General features: G+C 63.9%; 20 protein-coding genes, 1 tRNA gene and 1 other RNA gene. 12 read left to right on the top strand and 10 right to left on the bottom strand.

What is annotated here, in order from left to right:
* Window positions 1–73: 73 nt before the first annotated feature.
* Together rpsI and rplM are read right to left on the bottom strand one after the other, a co-directional pair.
* Entirely contained in the window at window positions 74–577 is a 504-nt protein-coding gene (gene rpsI / locus S101446_RS12900) for a 30S ribosomal protein S9 (RefSeq protein ID WP_010510194.1), read from the bottom strand.
* A 5-nt stretch (window positions 578–582) separates the two neighbouring features.
* Window positions 583–1065, bottom strand: a complete 483-nt coding sequence (gene rplM / locus S101446_RS12895; protein ID WP_010510192.1) for a 50S ribosomal protein L13 — start codon at window positions 1063–1065, stop codon at window positions 583–585.
* A 231-nt stretch (window positions 1066–1296) separates the two neighbouring features.
* Here rplM and S101446_RS12890 point away from each other — a divergent pair, with 231 nt between their 5' ends.
* Both S101446_RS12890 and S101446_RS12885 read left to right on the top strand, forming a co-directional pair.
* Window positions 1297–2643: a hypothetical protein gene (locus S101446_RS12890; protein ID WP_087608514.1), complete on the top strand. Its 1347-nt coding sequence runs from the start codon at window positions 1297–1299 to the stop codon at window positions 2641–2643.
* Window positions 2643–3503, top strand: a complete 861-nt coding sequence (locus S101446_RS12885) for an SDR family oxidoreductase (RefSeq protein WP_087608513.1) — start codon at window positions 2643–2645, stop codon at window positions 3501–3503. The genes S101446_RS12890 and S101446_RS12885 overlap by 1 nt, the downstream gene beginning before the upstream one ends.
* A gap of 47 nt (window positions 3504–3550) precedes the next feature.
* Here S101446_RS12885 and S101446_RS12880 read toward each other — a convergent pair.
* Window positions 3551–3626 (bottom strand) — tRNA-His (locus tag S101446_RS12880).
* 43 nt (window positions 3627–3669) lie between these two features.
* Window positions 3670–4875 carry an aminotransferase gene (locus tag S101446_RS12875; protein WP_087608512.1) on the bottom strand — a complete coding sequence of 402 codons (1206 nt, stop codon included), beginning with the start codon at window positions 4873–4875 and terminating at the stop codon, window positions 3670–3672.
* 159 nt (window positions 4876–5034) lie between these two features.
* Between S101446_RS12875 and S101446_RS12870 the strand changes: the two genes are divergently transcribed.
* From S101446_RS12870 to S101446_RS12845, 6 genes are all read left to right on the top strand, one after another.
* Entirely contained in the window at window positions 5035–5373 is a 339-nt protein-coding gene (locus S101446_RS12870; protein WP_010510184.1) for a P-II family nitrogen regulator, read from the top strand.
* Window positions 5374–5495: 122 nt separating this feature from the next.
* Complete coding sequence (gene glnA, locus S101446_RS12865; protein WP_010510182.1) at window positions 5496–6956, top strand: type I glutamate--ammonia ligase; 1461 nt, start codon at window positions 5496–5498, stop codon at window positions 6954–6956.
* 222 nt (window positions 6957–7178) lie between these two features.
* Window positions 7179–8222, top strand: a complete 1044-nt coding sequence (locus S101446_RS12860) for an NAD(P)H-quinone oxidoreductase (protein ID WP_010510181.1) — start codon at window positions 7179–7181, stop codon at window positions 8220–8222.
* Window positions 8223–8233: 11 nt separating this feature from the next.
* Window positions 8234–9025 carry an alpha/beta fold hydrolase gene (locus S101446_RS12855; RefSeq protein WP_019091849.1) on the top strand — a complete coding sequence of 264 codons (792 nt, stop codon included), beginning with the start codon at window positions 8234–8236 and terminating at the stop codon, window positions 9023–9025.
* Window positions 9026–9154: 129 nt separating this feature from the next.
* Window positions 9155–10315, top strand: coding sequence for an energy transducer TonB (locus tag S101446_RS12850; RefSeq protein ID WP_010510177.1), 1161 nt, complete (start codon window positions 9155–9157; stop codon window positions 10313–10315).
* 28 nt (window positions 10316–10343) lie between these two features.
* Window positions 10344–11798 (top strand): AMP nucleosidase, encoded by a 1455-nt coding sequence (locus S101446_RS12845; RefSeq protein WP_010510175.1) that lies wholly within the window; start codon window positions 10344–10346, stop codon window positions 11796–11798.
* Between the two features lie 405 nt (window positions 11799–12203).
* On the opposite strand, the gene S101446_RS12840 is transcribed toward S101446_RS12845, so the two are convergent.
* The 5 genes from S101446_RS12840 to S101446_RS12820 all read right to left on the bottom strand — a co-directional run bounded on the left by S101446_RS12840 (window position 12204) and on the right by S101446_RS12820 (window position 14432).
* Window positions 12204–13019: a TIGR00282 family metallophosphoesterase gene (locus S101446_RS12840; protein WP_010510173.1), complete on the bottom strand. Its 816-nt coding sequence runs from the start codon at window positions 13017–13019 to the stop codon at window positions 12204–12206.
* Window positions 13020–13033: 14 nt separating this feature from the next.
* Complete coding sequence (locus S101446_RS12835; RefSeq protein ID WP_010510171.1) at window positions 13034–13645, bottom strand: 5-formyltetrahydrofolate cyclo-ligase; 612 nt, start codon at window positions 13643–13645, stop codon at window positions 13034–13036.
* Window positions 13646–13654: 9 nt separating this feature from the next.
* A non-coding RNA gene (gene ssrS, locus S101446_RS12830) (6S RNA) lies at window positions 13655–13813 on the bottom strand.
* 9 nt (window positions 13814–13822) lie between these two features.
* Window positions 13823–14164, bottom strand: coding sequence for a cell division protein ZapA (locus S101446_RS12825; RefSeq protein WP_010510169.1), 342 nt, complete (start codon window positions 14162–14164; stop codon window positions 13823–13825).
* 4 nt (window positions 14165–14168) lie between these two features.
* Window positions 14169–14432 (bottom strand): hypothetical protein, encoded by a 264-nt coding sequence (locus tag S101446_RS12820; protein WP_010510167.1) that lies wholly within the window; start codon window positions 14430–14432, stop codon window positions 14169–14171.
* Between the two features lie 80 nt (window positions 14433–14512).
* On the opposite strand from S101446_RS12820, the gene S101446_RS12815 reads away from it, so the two are divergent.
* Together S101446_RS12815 and thiE are read left to right on the top strand one after the other, a co-directional pair.
* Window positions 14513–14908 carry a hypothetical protein gene (locus S101446_RS12815; RefSeq protein WP_087608511.1) on the top strand — a complete coding sequence of 132 codons (396 nt, stop codon included), beginning with the start codon at window positions 14513–14515 and terminating at the stop codon, window positions 14906–14908.
* Between the two features lie 110 nt (window positions 14909–15018).
* Window positions 15019–15654, top strand: coding sequence for a thiamine phosphate synthase (gene thiE / locus S101446_RS12810; protein ID WP_019091852.1), 636 nt, complete (start codon window positions 15019–15021; stop codon window positions 15652–15654).
* 93 nt (window positions 15655–15747) lie between these two features.
* On the opposite strand, the gene epmA is transcribed toward thiE, so the two are convergent.
* Window positions 15748–16767: an EF-P lysine aminoacylase EpmA gene (gene epmA / locus S101446_RS12805; RefSeq protein WP_087608888.1), complete on the bottom strand. Its 1020-nt coding sequence runs from the start codon at window positions 16765–16767 to the stop codon at window positions 15748–15750.
* Between the two features lie 468 nt (window positions 16768–17235).
* Between epmA and S101446_RS12800 the strand changes: the two genes are divergently transcribed.
* Both S101446_RS12800 and efp read left to right on the top strand, forming a co-directional pair.
* Complete coding sequence (locus S101446_RS12800) at window positions 17236–18321, top strand: lysine-2,3-aminomutase-like protein (protein ID WP_196795919.1); 1086 nt, start codon at window positions 17236–17238, stop codon at window positions 18319–18321.
* A 96-nt stretch (window positions 18322–18417) separates the two neighbouring features.
* Window positions 18418–18984 carry an elongation factor P gene (gene efp / locus S101446_RS12795; RefSeq protein WP_010510155.1) on the top strand — a complete coding sequence of 189 codons (567 nt, stop codon included), beginning with the start codon at window positions 18418–18420 and terminating at the stop codon, window positions 18982–18984.
* The last annotated feature ends 19 nt before the right edge of the window (window positions 18985–19003 follow it).

The raw sequence follows: 19003 nt of genomic DNA, 5'->3' as shown, positions 1-19003 counted from the left end.
CGGGGCCGGCCCATTGCTGGACCGACCCCGTTGCAAAACCCGTATCCCGTGGCACGCCACGGGAAAAGCAGGATCAGCGCTTGCTGAACTGGAAGGAACGACGGGCCTTGGCGCGACCGTACTTCTTACGTTCAACAACACGCGAATCGCGCGTCAGGAAGCCAGCAGCCTTCAGGATGCTGCGCAGCGCGGGTTCATAATGGGTCAGCGCACGGCTGATGCCATGACGGACCGCACCAGCCTGACCGGACAGACCGCCACCGACAACGGTGCAGTACACGTCAAACTGGTTGTAGCGATCAGCAACCAGGAACGGCTGGGTGATCAGCATGCGCAGCACGGGGCGTGCGAAATAGGTGCCGACCGGACGGCCATTGACGATGATGTCGCCCTTGCCCGGCTTGATCCACACGCGGGCCACGGCGTCCTTACGGCGGCCGGTGGCATAGGCACGGCCCTGCGCATCACGCTTGGCTTCGTAAACGGGTGCGGCTTCCTGCGAAGAGGTGACCTGGCCGGAAGCAACCGCTTCCTTGAGGTCGGCCAGCGTGCCTGTACGTTCTTGGGTTTCGGACATGTTGTTCAGCCCCCGACCTTCTGGGTGTTCACGGCGTTCTTGCGGTTCATTGACGCAACGTCGAGAACCTGCGGCTTCTGCCCTTCGTGCGGATGTTCGCTACCGGCATAGACATACAGGTGCTTCATCTGTGCGCGCTGCAGCGGGCCACGGGTGATCATGCGCTCGACAGCCTTGCGCACGACATCACCGGGGTTCTTGCCGGTCAGACGCTGGGTGATGGTGCGTTCCTTGATCCCACCGGGATAGCCGGTGTGATAGTGGAACAGCTTCTGGTCCACCTTGTTGCCGGTCAGGCGAACCTTCTCGGCGTTGATGACGACAATGTTGTCGCCGCAATCAACATGGGGGGTGAACTGGGGCTTGTGCTTGCCGCGCAGGCGCTGGGCGATGATGGTCGCCAGGCGGCCCAGGACGAGGCCCTCGGCGTCGATCAGGGTCCAGCCACGCGTCACCTCTGCGGGTTTCAGCGAAAGTGTGGTCTTCATGGATTCAGTGTTCCGTCCAGTAATGTAGCGGTAACAGGTGGCGCGTTATCATCCGTACGGGACACCAACGTCAAGCACATAATCCCGTACAGGCGGCATTTTTCCGCTAAAAAAACGCATGTGGTATCATGATACCGCATATCTTTCGGCCACTCTCCCGCCACTGGCGATTGCCCAAGGGGGCTGGAATGCGATAGCACTCAGTTCAAGGTCATTACGGATATCAGGCTCGTGAAGAAACTCTATCCCGCCATTCCCCTGCTTATACTTGTGCTGCTGGTTGGCAGCTGGGGGGTGCACCACTTTGCCCAACGCAGGCTGGAGGCCGGCATTGCCGACTTCCGGGCCTCCATCGGGCCCGACGCCACGTTCAGCTACGCCACGGCGCGGCCGCGCACGCTGGCGCGGGGGGCGCATTTCACCGCCGTCACCTACCACAACCCCGCCATGACGCTGATCGCGGCCGACGTGCGGCTGGGCGGGCTGACCGGCAATAACGTGCAGGGGGAGAAGATCGGCAGCCTGGTACTGCGCAACGTGAAGGTCATGACCACCTCCAACACCATATCGCTGGACCAGGTGGAACTGAGCAACCTCGTCCTGCCCAACACCGCGCGCGCGGCGGGCGGCATGGCCCGCCCGCTGGGTTTCGATTCCCTGGTGCTGGACAAAGGGGCGTTCACCAACATGCACCTGGCCATTCCCGCCAGCCAGACGGACGTGACCATCGGGCGCATGACCGTCAGCCAGTACGGCATGGGCCGTTCGTCGCATCTGGACCTTGACCGGCTGGCCACGCAGATCAACCTGACACCCACGCGCCGCATTTCCGTCGAGCATATCGTGGTGGACGGCCCGGATTTCGCCAGCGAGGTCGCCAGCCTGATCCAGTCGGGGCATCTGGTCCATGAACGCCATCCGCAGACGATGGACCTGAAGAAGGTGGAAATCGACAGCACCCATCCCATGCTGCAGATCGACCACGTCACCACGTCGCGCTTTTCCACCGAAACCGAAGACAAGATGGATACGAAGCTGGACCACCTGACCCTGTGGGCCACCGGCACGGACAACCCGTCCATCCTCAACGCCTTCGGCTATGATCATTTCAGCGGCAACATCCACGCCAACAGCACCAGCGACCGCAGCGCGGGCCGTGTGCATCTGGAACCGCTGACCATCGAATCCCCCGACATGGGCAACCTGACCATGGTGTCCGAACTGGACCAGATCCCGTTTGACGACATGGCCATCATTCCCGAAACCGCGCGGATCGTCTCCGCCGCCATGACGTGGGACGACCTGTCGCTGGCCAATCACGTCGTGGCCGGCCTGGCCAAAAGCCGTGACATGGATGTGGACACCTACCGGCAGAACCTGCTGTCCACGCTCAGCACGTCCGATGATGCCTCGATGCGCGCCATGGGCCGCTTCCTGCAGTCGCCCCAGGACCATCCGCTGCAGATCGCCCTGCGCCCGATGAAGCCGGTCAACCTGATGATGCTGGGCGTTGCCCTGTCCATGGCAGGGGATCCGTCGGTCGCCGCCCCGCTGGGCCTGACCATTTCCACCCCCTGATGACCGATGCCGGGCCGGTGCATGTCATTGGCGCGACCGGCCGGTCGGGACTGGCGCTGTGCCATGCGCTGAAGGCTGCCGGGCGGCCCGTTATGCCCGTCATGCGCAGCCTGTCCCGGTGGCAGGCGACGGGCATGGCGTATCCGGCCCGTGTGGCTGACCTGTGCGATGATACCGGCCGCCTGCGCGCGGCGCTGGCTGATGCCACATCCATCGTCCTGACCGCCCATGCCCGCCATCTGCCCGCCGTGCTGGCGGCGGCCCCGCCACGGGCCCGGATCGTGGCGCTGGGCAGCACCCGTATCTTCACCCGCTGGCCCGACGCGCATGCGCGTGGCGTGATGGAAGGCGCACGGGCCTTTGCCCGGTCAGGCCGCCATGGCGTGCTGCTGCACCCGACCATGATCTATGGCGCGACGGGGGAGGATAATGTGCAGCGCCTTGCCGCCCTCATGCGCCGCCTGCCCATCCTGCCGCTGCCCGGTGGTGGCACGTCACGCATCCAGCCCATATGGCAGGATGATGTGACCCGCGCCATCCTTGCCGCCCTGGACCATCCATGGGATGGGCCGCACAGCCTGGTCATTGCGGGCGGCGATCAGCTTACCTATCGTGATTTCACCCGCCATGTCGCGATCGCGGCGGGGCTACGCCCCCGGCCTGTTGCATCCGTCCCCGGCTGGCTGCTGATGGCGGCGGCGCGAATCCACCTGCCCGGCCTGCCGCCCATTGCGCCAGCCGAAGTACGGCGCCTGATGGAAGACAAGATTTTCGACATTACGCCCATGCGCACGCTGCTGGGGCTTTCGCCCGTGCCGCTGGGGACGGGGCTGAAACATACGTTCGCACGGCCCGGTTGAAGCAACCTGCCGCCAGATATCGTATTTGATATTGTCTGGAAAAGGGTTGGGGCGAACGACGGGAATCGAACCCGCGACGACCGGTACCACAAACCGGCGCTCTACCAACTGAGCTACGTCCGCCACAACTGCGCAGTGATTTATGAAATCCGTGCCGGTACGTCAACTACCCTTTTTGGATTTCCACAACATTCCCGGCGCACAGCCGTTCCCGTACGGATTGCAGCCGCTTTACGGCACCCGCGATCACCTCCGCCTTCTTGCAGAACGCAAAACGGACATAGCGGGCAGGGATATCCGTGCCCCTGCTGTCATAGAAAGCCGAGACCGGAATCGCGGCCACGCCCACATGGCGGATCATCTGCTGGCAGAACGCAACATCATCCCCCGCAAAGCCAAGCGGCGCGATATCGGCAATCAGGAAGTAGCTGCCATCCGATGGCAGCACCGACAGGCCTGCGCGCGACAGCCCGTCCGACAGCCGGTCGCGCGCATCGCGCATGCCTTCCGCCAACTGGTGAAAATAGGCGGTATCCTTGTCCAGCCCCATGGCCACCGCACGCTGCAGGTTGGGCGCAACGGTGAACGTCAGCAACTGGTGCGCCTTCATCACAAGATCAGCCAGTGGGGCGGGGGCCGTGACGTAACCGACCTTCCACCCCGTCATGGAAAAGCTCTTGCCCGCGCTGCCGATGCGGATCGTGCGTTCACGCATGCCCGGCAGCGTCATGAGTGGCAGGTGCGCAATGGCGCCGAAGGTCAGGTGTTCATACACCTCATCACACACCGCATAGGCATCGTGGCGCGCGACAAGACCGGCGATGAATTCCAGTTCGTCGCGGGTGAACACCTTGCCGGTCGGGTTCATGGGCGTGTTCAGCAGGATCGCCTTGGTGCGCGGGCCGAAAGCCGCCGCCAGTTCCGCCCGCGGCAGGTCCCAGTGCGGCGGCGTCAGCCGCACCTTGCGCACGACCGCGCCCAGCATGTCCAGAACCGGCATGTAGGTGTCGTATAACGGTTCGAACACCACCACTTCATCGCCCCGGTTGACCAGCGCCATGAGGGAGGCGGTAATCGCCTCCGTAGCACCGCACGTCACCACCACTTCACGCGCGGGATCGACCGCGATTCCATAAAAACGCGAATTCGACCGCGCCACGGCGGCCCGCAGTTCCGGCAGGCCCGCAAGCGGGGGATACTGGTTGCGCCCGTCCCGCAGGGCATCGGCCGCGGCATCCACCATGTCGGCGGGGCCTTCGGTATCGGGAAAGCCCTGGCCGAGGTTGATGGCGTCATGTTTCACCGCCAGCGCGGAGATGACTGAAAAAATGGTGGTCGGCAGCCCCGAAAGCAGCGAGTTCGCGGGTTTCATCGTATCATCCTGTCCCGACGCGTGCATGAGGACGCGCGCGCGTGCGTGTTTTTTGCCTTATCATCCGATTGCCTGAAATCCAAAGCCATGCAACCCTGCCTGCGCCAGACAGACGGCACGCGGACCTTACGCCACGAGACGGAAGACAGACACAGCAGCATGAAAAAGATCGAGGCCATCATCAAGCCCTTCAAACTCGACGAGGTGAAGGAGGCCCTGCATGAAATCGGTCTGATGGGAATCACCGTCACGGAGGCCAAGGGCTTCGGGCGGCAGAAGGGCCATACGGAACTGTACCGTGGCGCGGAATACATCATCGACTTCCTGCCCAAGGTAAAGCTGGAAATCGTGTGCCCCGACGACATGACCGAGCGCGCGATAGAAGCCATCATGGCGGCCGCCCGCACGGGACGCATCGGCGATGGCAAGATATTTGTCACCCCCGTCACGGATGTCATCCGTATCCGCACAGGTGAGCGCGGCGCCGATGCGGTCTGAGGTCCGGGATGCAAACATGGGTCCCATGGCAGCACGCCTATCGACAGCCGCCTTCCGTTTCCGTAACCATAGCCGCCGCGCCGCATGGAACGGCACACCAAAGTCAGGACAGGTAAATTAACATGGCAAAAAAAGCACAGGCCCCGGCCGCGGCCTCCACGCCGTCACATTCCGCCAAGGCCATCGCGAAGGTCTTTGATATCATCAAGGAAAACGCGGTCGAGATGGTTGACCTGCGTTTCACCGATCCGCGTGGCAAGTGGCACCACACCACCCAGTACGTCACCACGATCGAGGAAGACACCTTCCGCGAAGGCTTCATGTTCGACGGTTCCTCCATCGCCGGATGGAAAGCCATCAACGAAAGCGACATGATCCTGCTGCCTGACCCGACCACCGCGGTTATGGACCCGTTCTCCGCCAAGCCGCAGCTGATCCTGATCTGTGATATTGTCGAACCGTCCACCGGGCAGTTCTACAACCGCGATCCGCGCGCGACCGCCAAGCTGGCCGAACAGTACCTGCAGTCCACCGGCCTGGGCGACACCGCCTTCTTTGGCCCCGAAGCCGAATTCTTCATCTTCGACAGCGTGCGTTTCGGCACCGGCCCGAACTTCGGCACCTACGAACTGGAAAGCATCGAAGGGCCTGGCGCCTCCCTGAAGGACTATCCCGAAGGCAACATGGGCCACCGCCCCGGCGTCAAGGGTGGCTACTTCCCCGTGGCCCCGGTTGACAGCGAAGGCGACCTGCGCGCCGAAATGCTGACCACCATGGGCGAGATGGGCCTGCCCATCGAAAAGCACCACCACGAAGTCGCACAGTCGCAGCACGAGCTGGGCACCAAGTTCGACACGCTGGTCCGCTCCGCCGACTTCATGCAGATCTACAAGTACTGCGTGCACAACGTCGCCCATTCCTACGGCAAGACGGCGACCTTCATGCCGAAGCCGATCTATGGCGACAACGGCTCGGGCATGCATGTCCACCAGTCCATCTGGCGCGACGGCAAGCCCACATTCGGCGGCAACGGCTATGCCGACCTGTCGGATGAGGCGCTTTACTACATCGGCGGCATCATCAAGCACGCCAAGGCGCTGAACGCCTTTACCAACCCGTCCACCAACTCCTACAAGCGCCTGATCCCCGGCTTCGAAGCGCCCGTGCTGCTGGCGTACTCGGCCCGCAACCGTTCGGCTTCGTGCCGTATCCCGTACGCGACCAGCCCGAAGGCGAAGCGCGTCGAGGTGCGTTTCCCCGATCCGACCGCGAACCCCTACCTTGCCTTCGCCGCCATGCTGATGGCCGGCCTCGACGGGATCAAGAACAAGATCCACCCGGGCGATGCGATGGACAAGGACCTGTATGACCTGCCGCCGGAAGAACTGAAGCAGATCCCGACGGTTGCCGGTTCCCTGCGTGAAGCCCTGACGGCGCTGGAAGCGGACTACGAATTCCTGCTGGCCGGTGACGTGTTCACCAAGGACCAGATCGAAAGCTACTGTGCCGTGAAGTGGGAAGAAGTCTACAAGTTCGAACACACGCCGCACCCCGCTGAATTCGAAATGTACTACTCCGTCTGATCACGGCTTCCCTCCCGGGAACCTGACAGGCAGAAAGCGCCGGGGCCGGAATGGTTCCGGCGCTTTTTTCATGTCCGCGTCACGACCGCGCGCGGCGACGGGGCAACCGGGATGGTGTGCACACGTTTGCTCGATTCCCGGTCATGCACACTGGTCCCGCCCACCATATCGCCTACACCTTGAGGCCCGCATGCCGCACGTACACGCCTCACGAGGACAGACATGACCCAAGCCATACCCGACACCATGCAGGCCGTTACCTTCAGCCAGCCCGGCGGCCCCGATTCCCTGTGCATTTCCACCCTGCCCGTGCCCCGGCCCACCGGCGGGGACGTACTGGTCCGCGTCATGGCGGCGGGCGTCAACCGGCCCGACATCATGCAGCGCCAGGGACTGTATCCGCCACCGCCGGGGGCCAGTCCCCTGCTGGGGCTGGAAGTCGCGGGCGAAGTCGTGGCGACGGGGCCGGACGTGCCCGCCGACAGTTTCCCCGCCATTGGCGCGCGGGTCTGCGCGCTGGTCAATGGCGGGGGCTATGCCCAGTACTGCACCGTGCCTGCAGGCCAATGCCTGCCGTGGCCCGCGGGCTTTGACGCCATCCATGCGGCTGCCCTGCCCGAAACCTTTTTCACCGTCTGGTCCAACCTGTTCATGACAGCGGGCCTGAAGCCGGGCGAAAGCGTGCTGGTGCATGGGGGCACCAGCGGCATCGGCACCACGACCATCCAGCTGGTGCGCGCCATGGGGGGCACGGTCTACGCCACGGCAGGCACGGACGACAAATGCACGCTGTGCACGACCCTGGGCGCGGCTGCCGCCATCAATTACCGGACCGAGGATTTCCCCCAGCGCATAAAGGCACTGACACAAGGGCGGGGCGTGGACGTCATCCTCGACATGATCGGGGGAGCGTATCTGGATGGCAACCTGCGTTCACTGGCGACGGCGGGCAGGCTGGTCATCATCGCCCTGCAGGGGGGGGCGAAGGCCGATGGCGTCAGCCTGGCGCGCATCATGACCCGCAGACTGGTGGTGACCGGCAGTACGCTGCGCCCGCGCAGCACTGCATACAAGACCGCCATCGCCCGCCAGCTGGAAGAACGGGTGTGGCCATTGCTGGCACAGCGGACCATCCGGCCCATCATCCATGCCACCTTCCCCTTTGCGCGGGTTGCCGATGCCCATAAACTCATGGAAAACGGAACGCATATGGGCAAGATCATGCTGGACCTGCAGCACCTGCCCATCGATATGACAGGACGATAGGGACATAGCTGGTGCTACTGAACGTCATTGAGCGCGGACCAGAACAGATTACCCCGGACACGGCCGGACGTCCCCCCATTGTCCTGCTGCATGGCCTGTTCGGGCGGGCGCGCAACCTTGGCTTCTTCCAGCGCCGGCTTGCCACAACCCGCCGCACGCTGGCCATCGACCTGCGCAATCATGGCGACAGCCCGCACGGGCTCATGGATTACTACACCATGGCCGCCGACCTGCTGGAAACGCTGGCCCACCACAATGCCCTGCCCGCGACCCTGGTGGGGCATTCCATGGGTGGCAAGGTCGCGATGACGCTGGCGCTGACGCGGCCAGGCATGGTGCACAGCCTGCTGGTGGCCGACATCCCGCCCGCGCGCACCGGGCATGGTCAGTTCGCACTGGGTGAACAGATGCTGCGGGTACCGTTTCCGCCGTTCCTCAACCGCGCGGGCGCGGACAGGCTGCTGCAGCACTACATTCCCAACACGGATGTCCGCGCACTCATGCTGCAGAACATCCGGGTGGGGGAAAATCCGGGCTGGTGCATCGGCCTGCGTGAAATCGTGGAATCGCTGCCCAATGTGGAAAACTGGCCCTACATACCCGAAGGCTATACCTATCCCGGTCCCACGCTATTCCTGGCGGGGGGGAATTCCCCCTATATCCGCCCCGAGCATTATGCCATCATGCGCCGGCTGTTTCCGTGCTACCGGCTGGAACTGATCGAACAGGCCGGGCACTGGCTGCATGTCGAAAACCCTGAAAGATTTGCGGAACTGCTGGAAAATTTCACTGAACGTTACTGAACCGACTTCCGTTACACATCCAGTCCTTGACAGACCCCCCATCCGCGTCGGTTATGCTGGCGATATAACAGGGCAGGCAGGTGCGCGGCCCCGGCAACAGACCAACATGGCGGAGACCCGTAGCCTTTCATGACGGTGACACTCAGTCCCTCCTCCCGGCGGCGCAATGCCGTGGAGCCCGTACTGATCCCACGCCGCACACAGCCCGGCGCCAGCCTGCCGCCTGATCCGGCAGGGGATCAGTACCAGCCGCCCGACCGCGAACGGCTGCTGGCGGGCGTGGCCGTGCCGCCGCCACCGGGATACCGCAAGCTGCGCCCCACCATGTCGGGCCTGATCCGCCCGGATACGGAGGAAACGCCCGGTCCCGGCCGGGCCATCGCCATATCGGGACTGCTGCACGCGGCCCTTCTGGCGACCATCCTGATTGAATCCGCCCACCACAGCCAGCACGGCTCCCCCAACGCCACGCAGTCGGAGCCACAGGTGGAAATGGTCTTTTCACCCCCCACCTCCAGCGGGATGCAGGGACAGTCCTCGCCCGACATGGCGGGCGGCCAGAACGCGCCGCGGCAGCAGCAGGACCAACCCGAACCCAGCGCGCAGGAAAAGACCCCCAACCCGCAGCAGAGCGACGAGGATTCCTCCCCCTCGCCCAACATGCCCACGCCGGAAGTGCCCGCCGCCCCACCGCTGAGCGACGCGCCATCCGACCTGTCGGTACCGCAGTCCGAGCGGCAGGACACGTTCAATCCATCCATGCAGAGTTCGGGCCACGGCCACCACCCCGCACAGCAGTCGCGCAACCACTCATCCGCCACGGATTACAGGGCGCTGGAACATCCGCGCAACTGGTCGCTGTCGCAATCGCCCCTGCCGCGCCGCAGCCAGCGCGGGCGCGCGGGCGGCACGGGCAGCCCGATCGACCTGTCGCTTGGCCCACTGGTCAAGAATGGCCAGGTCAACGCCCCCTATTCCACCAATACGCAGATCAAGGGGGTCAGCGATGATTACGGCAGCGAACTCGACCGCTGGATCCGCAGCCATATGTACTACCCCGAGGAAGCGGCCCGCGCGGGCGAGGAAGGCCCGTCATCGGTGCATGTGGAACTGGACCGCGATGGCCATGTCACCAAGGTGCGCCTGACCGGGCAGTCGGGGTCGTACTACCTTGACGCCGCGACGGTGGGCATGTTCCGCAACGCGCAGCTGCCGCCGGTGCCGCCGGACATGCAGGGGGATACCTTCCCCATTGACCTGACCATCAACTACATCCTGATCCGCCGCTAGGCGCGTCAGGCAGACGGAGAGACCCGCCATGGATACAGCATCCCTCCTGCAGCAGGTCGGGCGTGACTTCCAGCCGTTCGATACGGCGGATGCCGCCGTGGCCCGCATTACCGAACTGTATGACCGTGCGGGCGAACTGGTCCGCCATGCCTTCACCACGCGCGACACGACGGGCCTTGCGGATGCGGTCTATCCCTACCTGGCCTTCATGCCGCAGGCCGCCCTGCCGCCCGATGGCCCCCGTCCCCCCTTTGACGTGGTGCTGGAACCGGGATTTTACGGCACCACCCTGACCCGGCCCGCGCTGTTTGCCGATTACTGGCGCGAACAGATCGAAAGCCTGCTACGCCACTACAGAACGCCGGTCATGGTCGGGCTGTCGAACCAGCCGATCCCGCTGCCTTATGTGATGGAGGAAGCGGTCACGTCACTGACCGAATCCGACCTGGCATGGATCCAGTCGCATTTCGCGCTGCCGGACCTGCATGTCACTGATGATTCGATCGCCAACTGCGATTACATCCCGCGCCCCGGCGTGCCCCGCCCGCTGGCGCTGTTTACGGCGGCGCGCACCGATTACTCGCTGGCGCGGCTGCACCATTACACCGGCACCGCCCCGCGCCATTTCCAGCGCTTCATCCTGCTGACCAATTACCAGCGTTACGTGGATGCCTTCCGCGAATACGGGCATGCGCAGGTGGATGCGGGATCGGAATACACCACCTTTGTCGAACCGGGCGAGATCATCCACACCCGCGACACCCCGCATACGGCCACCCATGCAGGCCAGAGCCTGCCGCAGATGCCCGCCTACCACCTGTGCCGCCCCGATGGCGATGGCATCACGCTGATCAACATTGGCGTAGGCCCCGCCAATGCCAAGACCATTACCGACCACCTGGCGGTGCTGCGCCCGCACTGCTGGCTGATGGTGGGCCATTGCGCGGGACTGCGCCGCAGCCAGAAGCTGGGGGATTACGTGCTGGCGCATGGCTACCTGCGTGACGACCATGTGCTGGATGACGACCTGCCCCCATGGGTGCCCGTGCCCCCCATTGCGGAAGTGCAGATGGCGCTGCAGGACGTGACCGCGCGCGTGACCGGCCTGCATGATGCCGAAGTCAAGACACGCCTGCGCACCGGCACCGTCATGACGACGGACAACCGCAACTGGGAACTACGGCTTGGCGCGCTGTTCACCCGCATCAACACATCCCGCGCCATTGCGGTGGACATGGAATCGGCCACCATCGCGGCCAACGGGTTCCGTTTCCGCGTGCCCTACGGCACGCTGCTATGCGTATCGGACAAGCCGCTGCATGGGGAACTGAAGCTGCGCGGCATGGCCAATGCCTTCTATCGTGAACGGGTGCGCCAGCATCTGGTGGTGGGAATCGAAACCATGCAGCAGTTGCGCGCGCAGGGCGTGGACCGCCTGCATTCACGCAAGCTGCGCGGGTTTGACGAACCGGCCTTCCGGTAACAACGGGACAGGGCAGTTGCCACGCCCTGCTGGGGGCAAAACGGGTCTTGTGAACACGGCCCGACCACCATACGGGGCAGCAGGTTTTCCCAGGCCGCTTTGTTTTTTCGGGACAATTTCAAAAAATCTGCCTTTGAAACAAGTCCCGGAATCATAAGAGACTGTTTGAAAACAAGTGATTGATAAAAAATAATAAAAGTTTTTGGGCGCCACCTTTTTTCAAAAAGGTGGCGTTCTTTGAAGCTTTTTGAAAAAAGCTTCACCAAAAACTTCTTTATGATTGCTGAATGTTTTCCGGGCTAACTTTTCAAACAGTCTCTAAGAAAGCTTCAGAAGAACGCCGCCTTTTTTGAAAAGACGGCACCTCAAAATTTTCATTATTTCTTATCAATATTTTATTTCACATCAGAAATCAGGCAGGGTCGGCGCCAGATGGCCACCCTGACGCACCGGGGCCATGCGGCGGGCAAGGCCCGTGGCATCATCGGTCTCCACCACCATGCCTGCGATGCTGGCATCCCCCTCGGCGGGTTGCAGGCGGTCACCGGGCATCTTGCGCACGAAGCGGGCAATTGCCGCGTCCTTGCCCATGCCGATTACACTATCATAATCGCCACACATGCCCGCATCGGTCTGGAAGGCGGTGCCACCGGACAGGATGCGGTGGTCTGCCGTGGGCGTGTGGGTATGGGTGCCGATGACCAGCGAGACGCGGCCATCAAGGAAATGGCCCATGGCCCATTTCTCGCTCGTGGCCTCGGCATGCACATCCACCACGGCGGCATGCATGGTCACACCCAGACGGTGGCGCGACAGGATTTCGGTAACGGAACGGAACGGATCATCCATCGCATCCATGAACTGGCGGCCCATGACGCTGACCACCAGCGCCTTGCGGCCATCCACCAGTTCAACCACCACGCTGCCCTGTCCCGGCGTGCCGGGGGGATAGTTGGCGGGGCGAATGATGCGGGGTTCGCTGTCGATATGGCCGATCAGGTCACGACGGTCCCAGCTATGGTTACCCAGGGTGATGACATCGGCCCCCGCTTCGATCAGGTCACGCCCGATGGCGGGCGACAGACCAAAACCGTGGCTGGCGTTTTCCCCGTTCACCACCACAAGATCGAGTGCAAGGTCGCGCCGCAGGGTGGGCAGGCGGGAAATAACGGCTTCGCGCCCCACGCGCCCGACAATGTCACCCAGAAACAGAATTCTCAAGAAAACAGCCTTTGTTACCGTGTACGCCCGTCGCCACGACACCGGATCCATTCGCGTTCGGTCACGATCGCGGGCAATGCCACATCATACAGGCCGGTCGGAATGCATGTCACTTCCTGAAAGGACAGGCCGAACCCCACCGTTCGCGCGCGCGGCAGGCGCGCCAGCGTGCGGTCGTAATATCCCCCGCCATATCCCAGCCGCATTCCCCGCCGGTCAAAGGCCAGAAGCGGCACGCACACCACATCAGGCTGCATGGGGGGGCCATCGGGGTGCAGGGTGCCGTAACGTCCCGGCAGCATGGGGCATTCGGGCCGCCAGCGGCGAAAGACCAGTGGGTGACCACGCGGCGGGGTTTCGGGCAGGACAATGCACATCCCGTCCGCATGCAGGGCCTGCATGACCGGGTGCAGGTCACTTTCCCCCGGCAGGGGCCAGACCAGGGCGATACAGTCCCCTGCCCCGGTCATGCCACGCAGGCCGCGCACCATGCGGTGGCACAGGGCTTCTTCCGCACCGGCACGAACGGGACTGGCGACAAAAGCCTGCCGGTGGCGCGTCATCTGGTGGCGCAGGGCCTGCTTGGCCCGCGTGACGGGCCACGATTCGGGATCGAGAGAGGTCATGAAAACATATACGGAGCCACCATGGCCGTTGGTCGGATCAGCCCTCCCGGACCTGCTGACGCAGGTGGGCGCCAGGTAACGTGACCACGGTCACGACAGTGCCAGCTCCCTAGGAAGTGCTTATCGGCCCAGGGGTTGAATCATGCCTGACGCACCCGGCAGCCCCGCTCCTGCAATCTAGTCTTCTTCCATCGCGGCTGCAATGCTTTCCGCACGTTCAACCAGATGCGCCAGCTGGTCGCGCCGGCGTTCGTTCTCGATCCGCGCCTGACGGCCCTGCGCCAGCTGGTGGGCGGTGTCGGAAGACATCTTTTCCGCCGTCAGGTCATGGATTTCATCGGCCATGAGCAGGGCAGCAAGGGCCAGCAGGCGTCCCTCCCCGCTATGGCCACCCAGTTCGCGGATGCGGTCGATGCGCCGCTCCACTTCCTGCGCCATGGCCTGCAGGTGCTTTTCCTGCCCTTCCTTGCAGCCCACGGCATAGGAAAAGCCGTTGATGCGCACGGTCACCTGGCTCATCGTTTTATTCCTTCCCGCCGTCAGCTTCGTCCTCGCCCAGCACGTCACGCACGCGGGCAATCAGGACATCGATATTGGCCGCCAGCGCCTGCACGTCCACCTCCGGCCCGGACGGGCGGGCGATGGACGCCAGTTCCGTGCGCCGGTCAAGGGCGAAGGCAATACGGTTGAGAGCCAGTTCAAGGCGATCCGCCGGGTCCTGTCCGGCATCCGAGGGGGAAAGGGCGGCTTCCTGCCCCGGTGGCATGATAATATCAGACACGTTCATTCTTTCCCTCGTTCCTCCCCTTGAACTGATCGCCCGCTGCGGTTTCAACGTCAAGCATGATCGACAAACATGACCATTCTATGCATGCCGTCCCCTGCATCACCGTTGCCTGCATGCATGACCTGAAGCTGGTCATGACCATGGCCGCATCGTTACGCGTGAACTGCACCGTGGTTTCCCCCCCCGGCGCGGGATGTGTCATGGGGGCGCCGTGGTGGATGGCGCTGGTGGCGGACTGCCCGCTGCCCGCCCTGCTGGATTGCGGGCAGGCGGCGGGATATGCCGCCTGTGCCCTGCGCATGGGCGTATCTGGTGTCATTGTGCATGTATCCGTGGCACAGCATCGTGCCCTTGTGTCCCTGGCGCAGATGACGGGTGGCCATGTGATGGAACAGCGCCCGGCATCACTGGACCTGCCCCCGCGTGACGCCGCGCCGGTGCTGGAACGGTACCTGCGGACATTCCCCGCAGGATGACGGATACATGCGGCGACCATCCCGCTTATGCCGACATGATCCCCCTGTGGCGGACACATGCCATGCGGGGGCTGTTCGCCACCCCGATGGTGGCATAGGATCAGGCCGACATGACCGATTGCCAGCTTTACCTCATCACCCCCGAATCGCTTGATCCGGCGACGTTCGCACCCCGTCTGGCCGAAGCGCTGGACGCAGGCCCGGTCGCGGCCGTGCAACTGCGCCTGAAAAACGTGGATGACGACACGATCCGCCGCGCGGTGGACGTGTTGCAGCCCATTACCCATGCGCGGGACGTGGCCTTCATCATGAACGACCGGCCTGACCTTGCCGTCGCCTGCGGGTGCGACGGGGCGCATGTGGGCATGGACGATACGGATGTGGTCACGGCGCGCCGCATACTGGGGGCGGAACTGCAACTGGGCGTGTCGTGCTATGACAGCCGCGACATGGCCCTGCGCGCGGGGGAAGCCGGGGCCGATTACGTGGCGTTTGGCGCGTTTTTCCCCTCCCCGTCCAAGGAAACCGAAGTCCGCGCCGATCCCGCCCTGCTGACGTGGTGGAGCAGCATGATCGAACTGCCGGTCGTGGCCATCGGTGGCATCACGCCAGAAAACTGCGGCACGCTGGTACGCGCGGGGGCGGATTTCCTGTCGGTCATCAGCGCGGTCTGGTCGCACCCCGACGGACCCGGCGCAGGCGTGCGGGCCATGAATGCGGCGATTGCGGCTGCGGAAACCGATTGAAAGATAACAGAAGTTTCTGGGTGCCGCTTTTTTCCAAAAAGGCGGCATTTCCTGGTGATTTTTGGAAAAAGCTTCACCAAAAACTTTTTCCCTTCAGCCTTCCCCCATCCACTGCACATCGCTGATCCGGCCGGTACCAGCCGCCAGCATGACCAGCCGGTCAAAGCCAAGGGCTATGCCCGCGCATGGCGGCAACGTGTCGAGGGCGGACAGAAAGGCTTCATCCATCGGCCAGTCCAGGCCGGATTCATCGGGATAAAGCGCCAGGCGCCGGGTGCGGTCGGCCTCGAATCGCTGGCGCTGTTCGGTGCTGTCGGTCAGTTCCTCGAACGCATTGGCCAGTTCGATCCCGGCTGCATACAGTTCAAAACGCAGCGCCACGCGCGGATCCGCCGGGTCACGACACGCAAGGGCCGCCTGGCTTGCGGGCCAGTGCGTAAGAAAGGTTGGCCGCGTGCGCCCGATATGCGGTTCGATCCGCGCCATCATCAGGCGAAAGAACAGGTCTTCCCATGTCTCCCCCCGCCGCAGGTCGCAGCCTGCCGCGCGCGCCAGGGCTGCTGCGTCCCCTTCGTTTGCCAGGATATCCACGCCGACATAGCGATGAAATGCATCCGCGACACGCAGGCGTTCAAAGGGGGCGGCAATGCTGATGTCGTCTCCGCCCGCCCGCACCACGGGGGGCAGCACGGCACGCAGCAGGGCTTCCGTCTCATCCATCAGCGCATCAAGCGTGGCGCCGGGGCGGTACCATTCCAGCATGGTGAATTCATGCGCGTGCAGCCTGCTGCCTTCCGCATTGCGCCATACACGGGCCAGTTGGCAAACCGGCAGGCCGGTCGCCGCCACGATGCGCTTCATGGCGAATTCCGGGCTGGTGTGCAGCCACAGCTTCTGGCGGGCGCCGTCCACGCCCGCGCGCTCGGTGGCGAAGACCTTCAGGTGGACCTCCTCACCCGGGGTCGGCACGGCATAGGGGGTCTCGACTTCCATGTAGCCCCGCGCGTCAAAAAACGCCCGGACCCCGCGCAGCACGAGGCTACGACGCAGCAGGAACGGCAGGCGGTCGGCAATGCGGGCAGGGTCGGGACGTGGCGGTGGGGACTCGGGCATGAGCACACTCCGGGGTTCGTGCGGATGAATGCGCGCGGTCACGACCACTCCTGTTCCATAGTACGATACGGCATGAGACACGCCGGGGACATTCATGCCTCAGGCAAACACTGTCACCGCCCGATCGACAATCCTGGCATCGGGATCATCCAGATTGCCGATGGCTTTCCCGACCGCCTGAAAATCCACTTTGTTTGTTGTCCCGACATACATCAAATGTATCATTGTTCCCAGTATTTAGGTAATCACGATGCCACCCCCATATGCATGTCCTGACGGGATGACCATCCGGGTCCGGGTTTTCCACGTTTTCCATTGATCCGATCCCCGCTTCGGACACGACGTGTCCGATCGCCAGGAACCGTTCGGCCCTTGATCGCATTGCGGTGTTCCACAGATGGTATAAATGCCCACTGGCCGCCGTTATTCGTCCCCACAGCAGGAAATCAACACCGCATCGTGAATGTCATTGATTCAAAAAACCCGGAATCCCGGCATCCCCGCACGGCGTCACCGGTCACGCGCACGCTGCGCACCGTGACGGACCTGCTGGAAGCAGGGCTGGTCACCCCCGCACAGGCCCCGGCGCTGGATCAGGTGGCCCAGCAGTACGCCACCGCCATTCCCCCCGCCTTTGCCAGCCTGATCGAAAGTCCTGATGACCCGATCGGCCGGCAGGTCATTCCCGATGCGGCGGAATGCGCGGTGGACCCCACGGAAGACCCGGACCCGATCGGGGATGACGCGCTTTCCCCCGTGCCGGGCATCGTGCACCGCTATGCCGACCGCGCGCTGCTCAAGCCGTTGCTGGTCTGCCCGCTTTACTGCCGCTTCTGTTTCCGCCGCGAGCATGTCGGCCCCGGTGGCGGCGTGCTGGATGATGCGGCGCTAGGCCGCGCACTGGACTGGCTGCGCACGCATACGGACATTCATGAAGTCGTGATGACCGGGGGCGACCCGCTGATGCTGTCCCCGCGCCGCATGCGTGCGATCATGACGGCGCTGGAGGGGATGGCGCACATCCACACCATCCGCATCCATTCCCGCGTGCCGGTGGCCGACCCCGAACGCCTGAACGACGAGATGGCGGATGCGCTGGAGACCACGCGTTCCATGTGGCTGGTGGCGCATGTCAACCACGCCCGCGAACTGACCCCCGCCGCCCGCGCCGCCATCCGCCGCGTGCAGGCGCGCGCGATTCCGGTGCTGGGGCAGTCCGTGCTGCTGCGCGGCGTCAACGATACGCCCGAAGCGCTCGAGGCCCTGCTGCGCGCGCAGGTGGCCGCCCGCATCCGTCCCTATTACCTGCACCAGCTTGACCCCGCCCCCGGCACCGCGCGTTTCCATGTGCCCATACGCGAGGGACAGCGCCTGCTGGCCAGCCTGCGCGGGCGGGTGACGGGCATTGCCTGGCCGACCTACGTGCTGGATATTCCCGGTGGCCATGGCAAGGTGCCGATCGCGCCCGGGTACCTGCACGAAGGGCCGGACGGATACCTGCGCGTGGAAGCACCCGATGGCACAATCCACCGCCTGGCGCGCGAACGCGGGTAAAACGCGGGCGAAAAGACAGCCCGCAACCTTGCCCTTCCGCGCGTGGGGCGCTAGAAGCCGAACCGCCATACTTCCCACAACCATACAGGGACCACCATGAAGCAGCAGGCAAACCTGATCCGCGCCGGACAGGTTATTGAGCACGACGGCCGTCGCTGGACGGTCCTGAAGCAGCAGATCATCACGCCGGGCAAGGGCGGTGCATTCATCCAGGTGGAGATGCGCGACCTCAAGACCGGCAACAAGACCAACGAACGCTGGCGCACCGCCGACACCGTTGAACGCCTGATGACCGAGGAGAAGGAATACACCTACTCCTACATGGACGGCGACAACATCGTGCTGATGGACCCCGAGACGTTCGAACAGCTGATCCTGCCGCTGGACCTTCTGGGTGACCAGGCGCCGTTCCTGCAGGACAACATGACGCTGGTGCTGAACCTTGTGGAAGGCGACCCGGTTGGCGTCGTCCTGCCCGCGCAGGTCACGCTGGAAGTGGTCGAGGCCGATCCCGTGGTCAAGGGCCAGACCGCCAGCTCCTCCTACAAGCCCGCGCGCCTGTCCAATGGTGTCAAGACCATGGTGCCCCCCTTCATCGAAGCGGGTGAGCGTATCGTGGTCCGCACCGAGGACAGCACCTACGTCGAGCGCGCCAAGTCCTGACCATCCACCGGCCCGCGCC

Origin of the sequence: Komagataeibacter europaeus (assembly GCF_002173515.1) — a bacterium.
Classification (GTDB): domain Bacteria; phylum Pseudomonadota; class Alphaproteobacteria; order Acetobacterales; family Acetobacteraceae; genus Komagataeibacter; species Komagataeibacter europaeus.
This window is presented reverse-complemented; position numbering and strand designations above follow the sequence as displayed.

What these genes read in the sequence shown, in the direction of transcription:
- rpsI (WP_010510194.1), bottom strand. Translation starts at nt 577, where the DNA reads ATGTCCGAAACCCAAGAACGTACAGGCACGCTGGCCGACCTCAAGGAA.
- rplM (WP_010510192.1), bottom strand. Translation starts at nt 1,065, where the DNA reads ATGAAGACCACACTTTCGCTGAAACCCGCAGAGGTGACGCGTGGCTGG.
- S101446_RS12885 (WP_087608513.1), top strand. Translation starts at nt 2,643, where the DNA reads ATGACCGATGCCGGGCCGGTGCATGTCATTGGCGCGACCGGCCGGTCG.
- S101446_RS12875 (WP_087608512.1), bottom strand. Translation starts at nt 4,875, where the DNA reads ATGAAACCCGCGAACTCGCTGCTTTCGGGGCTGCCGACCACCATTTTT.
- S101446_RS12870 (WP_010510184.1), top strand. Translation starts at nt 5,035, where the DNA reads ATGAAAAAGATCGAGGCCATCATCAAGCCCTTCAAACTCGACGAGGTG.
- glnA (WP_010510182.1), top strand. Translation starts at nt 5,496, where the DNA reads ATGGCAAAAAAAGCACAGGCCCCGGCCGCGGCCTCCACGCCGTCACAT.
- S101446_RS12860 (WP_010510181.1), top strand. Translation starts at nt 7,179, where the DNA reads ATGACCCAAGCCATACCCGACACCATGCAGGCCGTTACCTTCAGCCAG.
- S101446_RS12850 (WP_010510177.1), top strand. Translation starts at nt 9,155, where the DNA reads ATGACGGTGACACTCAGTCCCTCCTCCCGGCGGCGCAATGCCGTGGAG.
- S101446_RS12845 (WP_010510175.1), top strand. Translation starts at nt 10,344, where the DNA reads ATGGATACAGCATCCCTCCTGCAGCAGGTCGGGCGTGACTTCCAGCCG.
- S101446_RS12835 (WP_010510171.1), bottom strand. Translation starts at nt 13,645, where the DNA reads ATGACCTCTCTCGATCCCGAATCGTGGCCCGTCACGCGGGCCAAGCAG.
- S101446_RS12825 (WP_010510169.1), bottom strand. Translation starts at nt 14,164, where the DNA reads ATGAGCCAGGTGACCGTGCGCATCAACGGCTTTTCCTATGCCGTGGGC.
- S101446_RS12820 (WP_010510167.1), bottom strand. Translation starts at nt 14,432, where the DNA reads ATGAACGTGTCTGATATTATCATGCCACCGGGGCAGGAAGCCGCCCTT.
- S101446_RS12815 (WP_087608511.1), top strand. Translation starts at nt 14,513, where the DNA reads ATGCATGCCGTCCCCTGCATCACCGTTGCCTGCATGCATGACCTGAAG.
- thiE (WP_019091852.1), top strand. Translation starts at nt 15,019, where the DNA reads ATGACCGATTGCCAGCTTTACCTCATCACCCCCGAATCGCTTGATCCG.
- epmA (WP_087608888.1), bottom strand. Translation starts at nt 16,767, where the DNA reads ATGCCCGAGTCCCCACCGCCACGTCCCGACCCTGCCCGCATTGCCGAC.
- efp (WP_010510155.1), top strand. Translation starts at nt 18,418, where the DNA reads ATGAAGCAGCAGGCAAACCTGATCCGCGCCGGACAGGTTATTGAGCAC.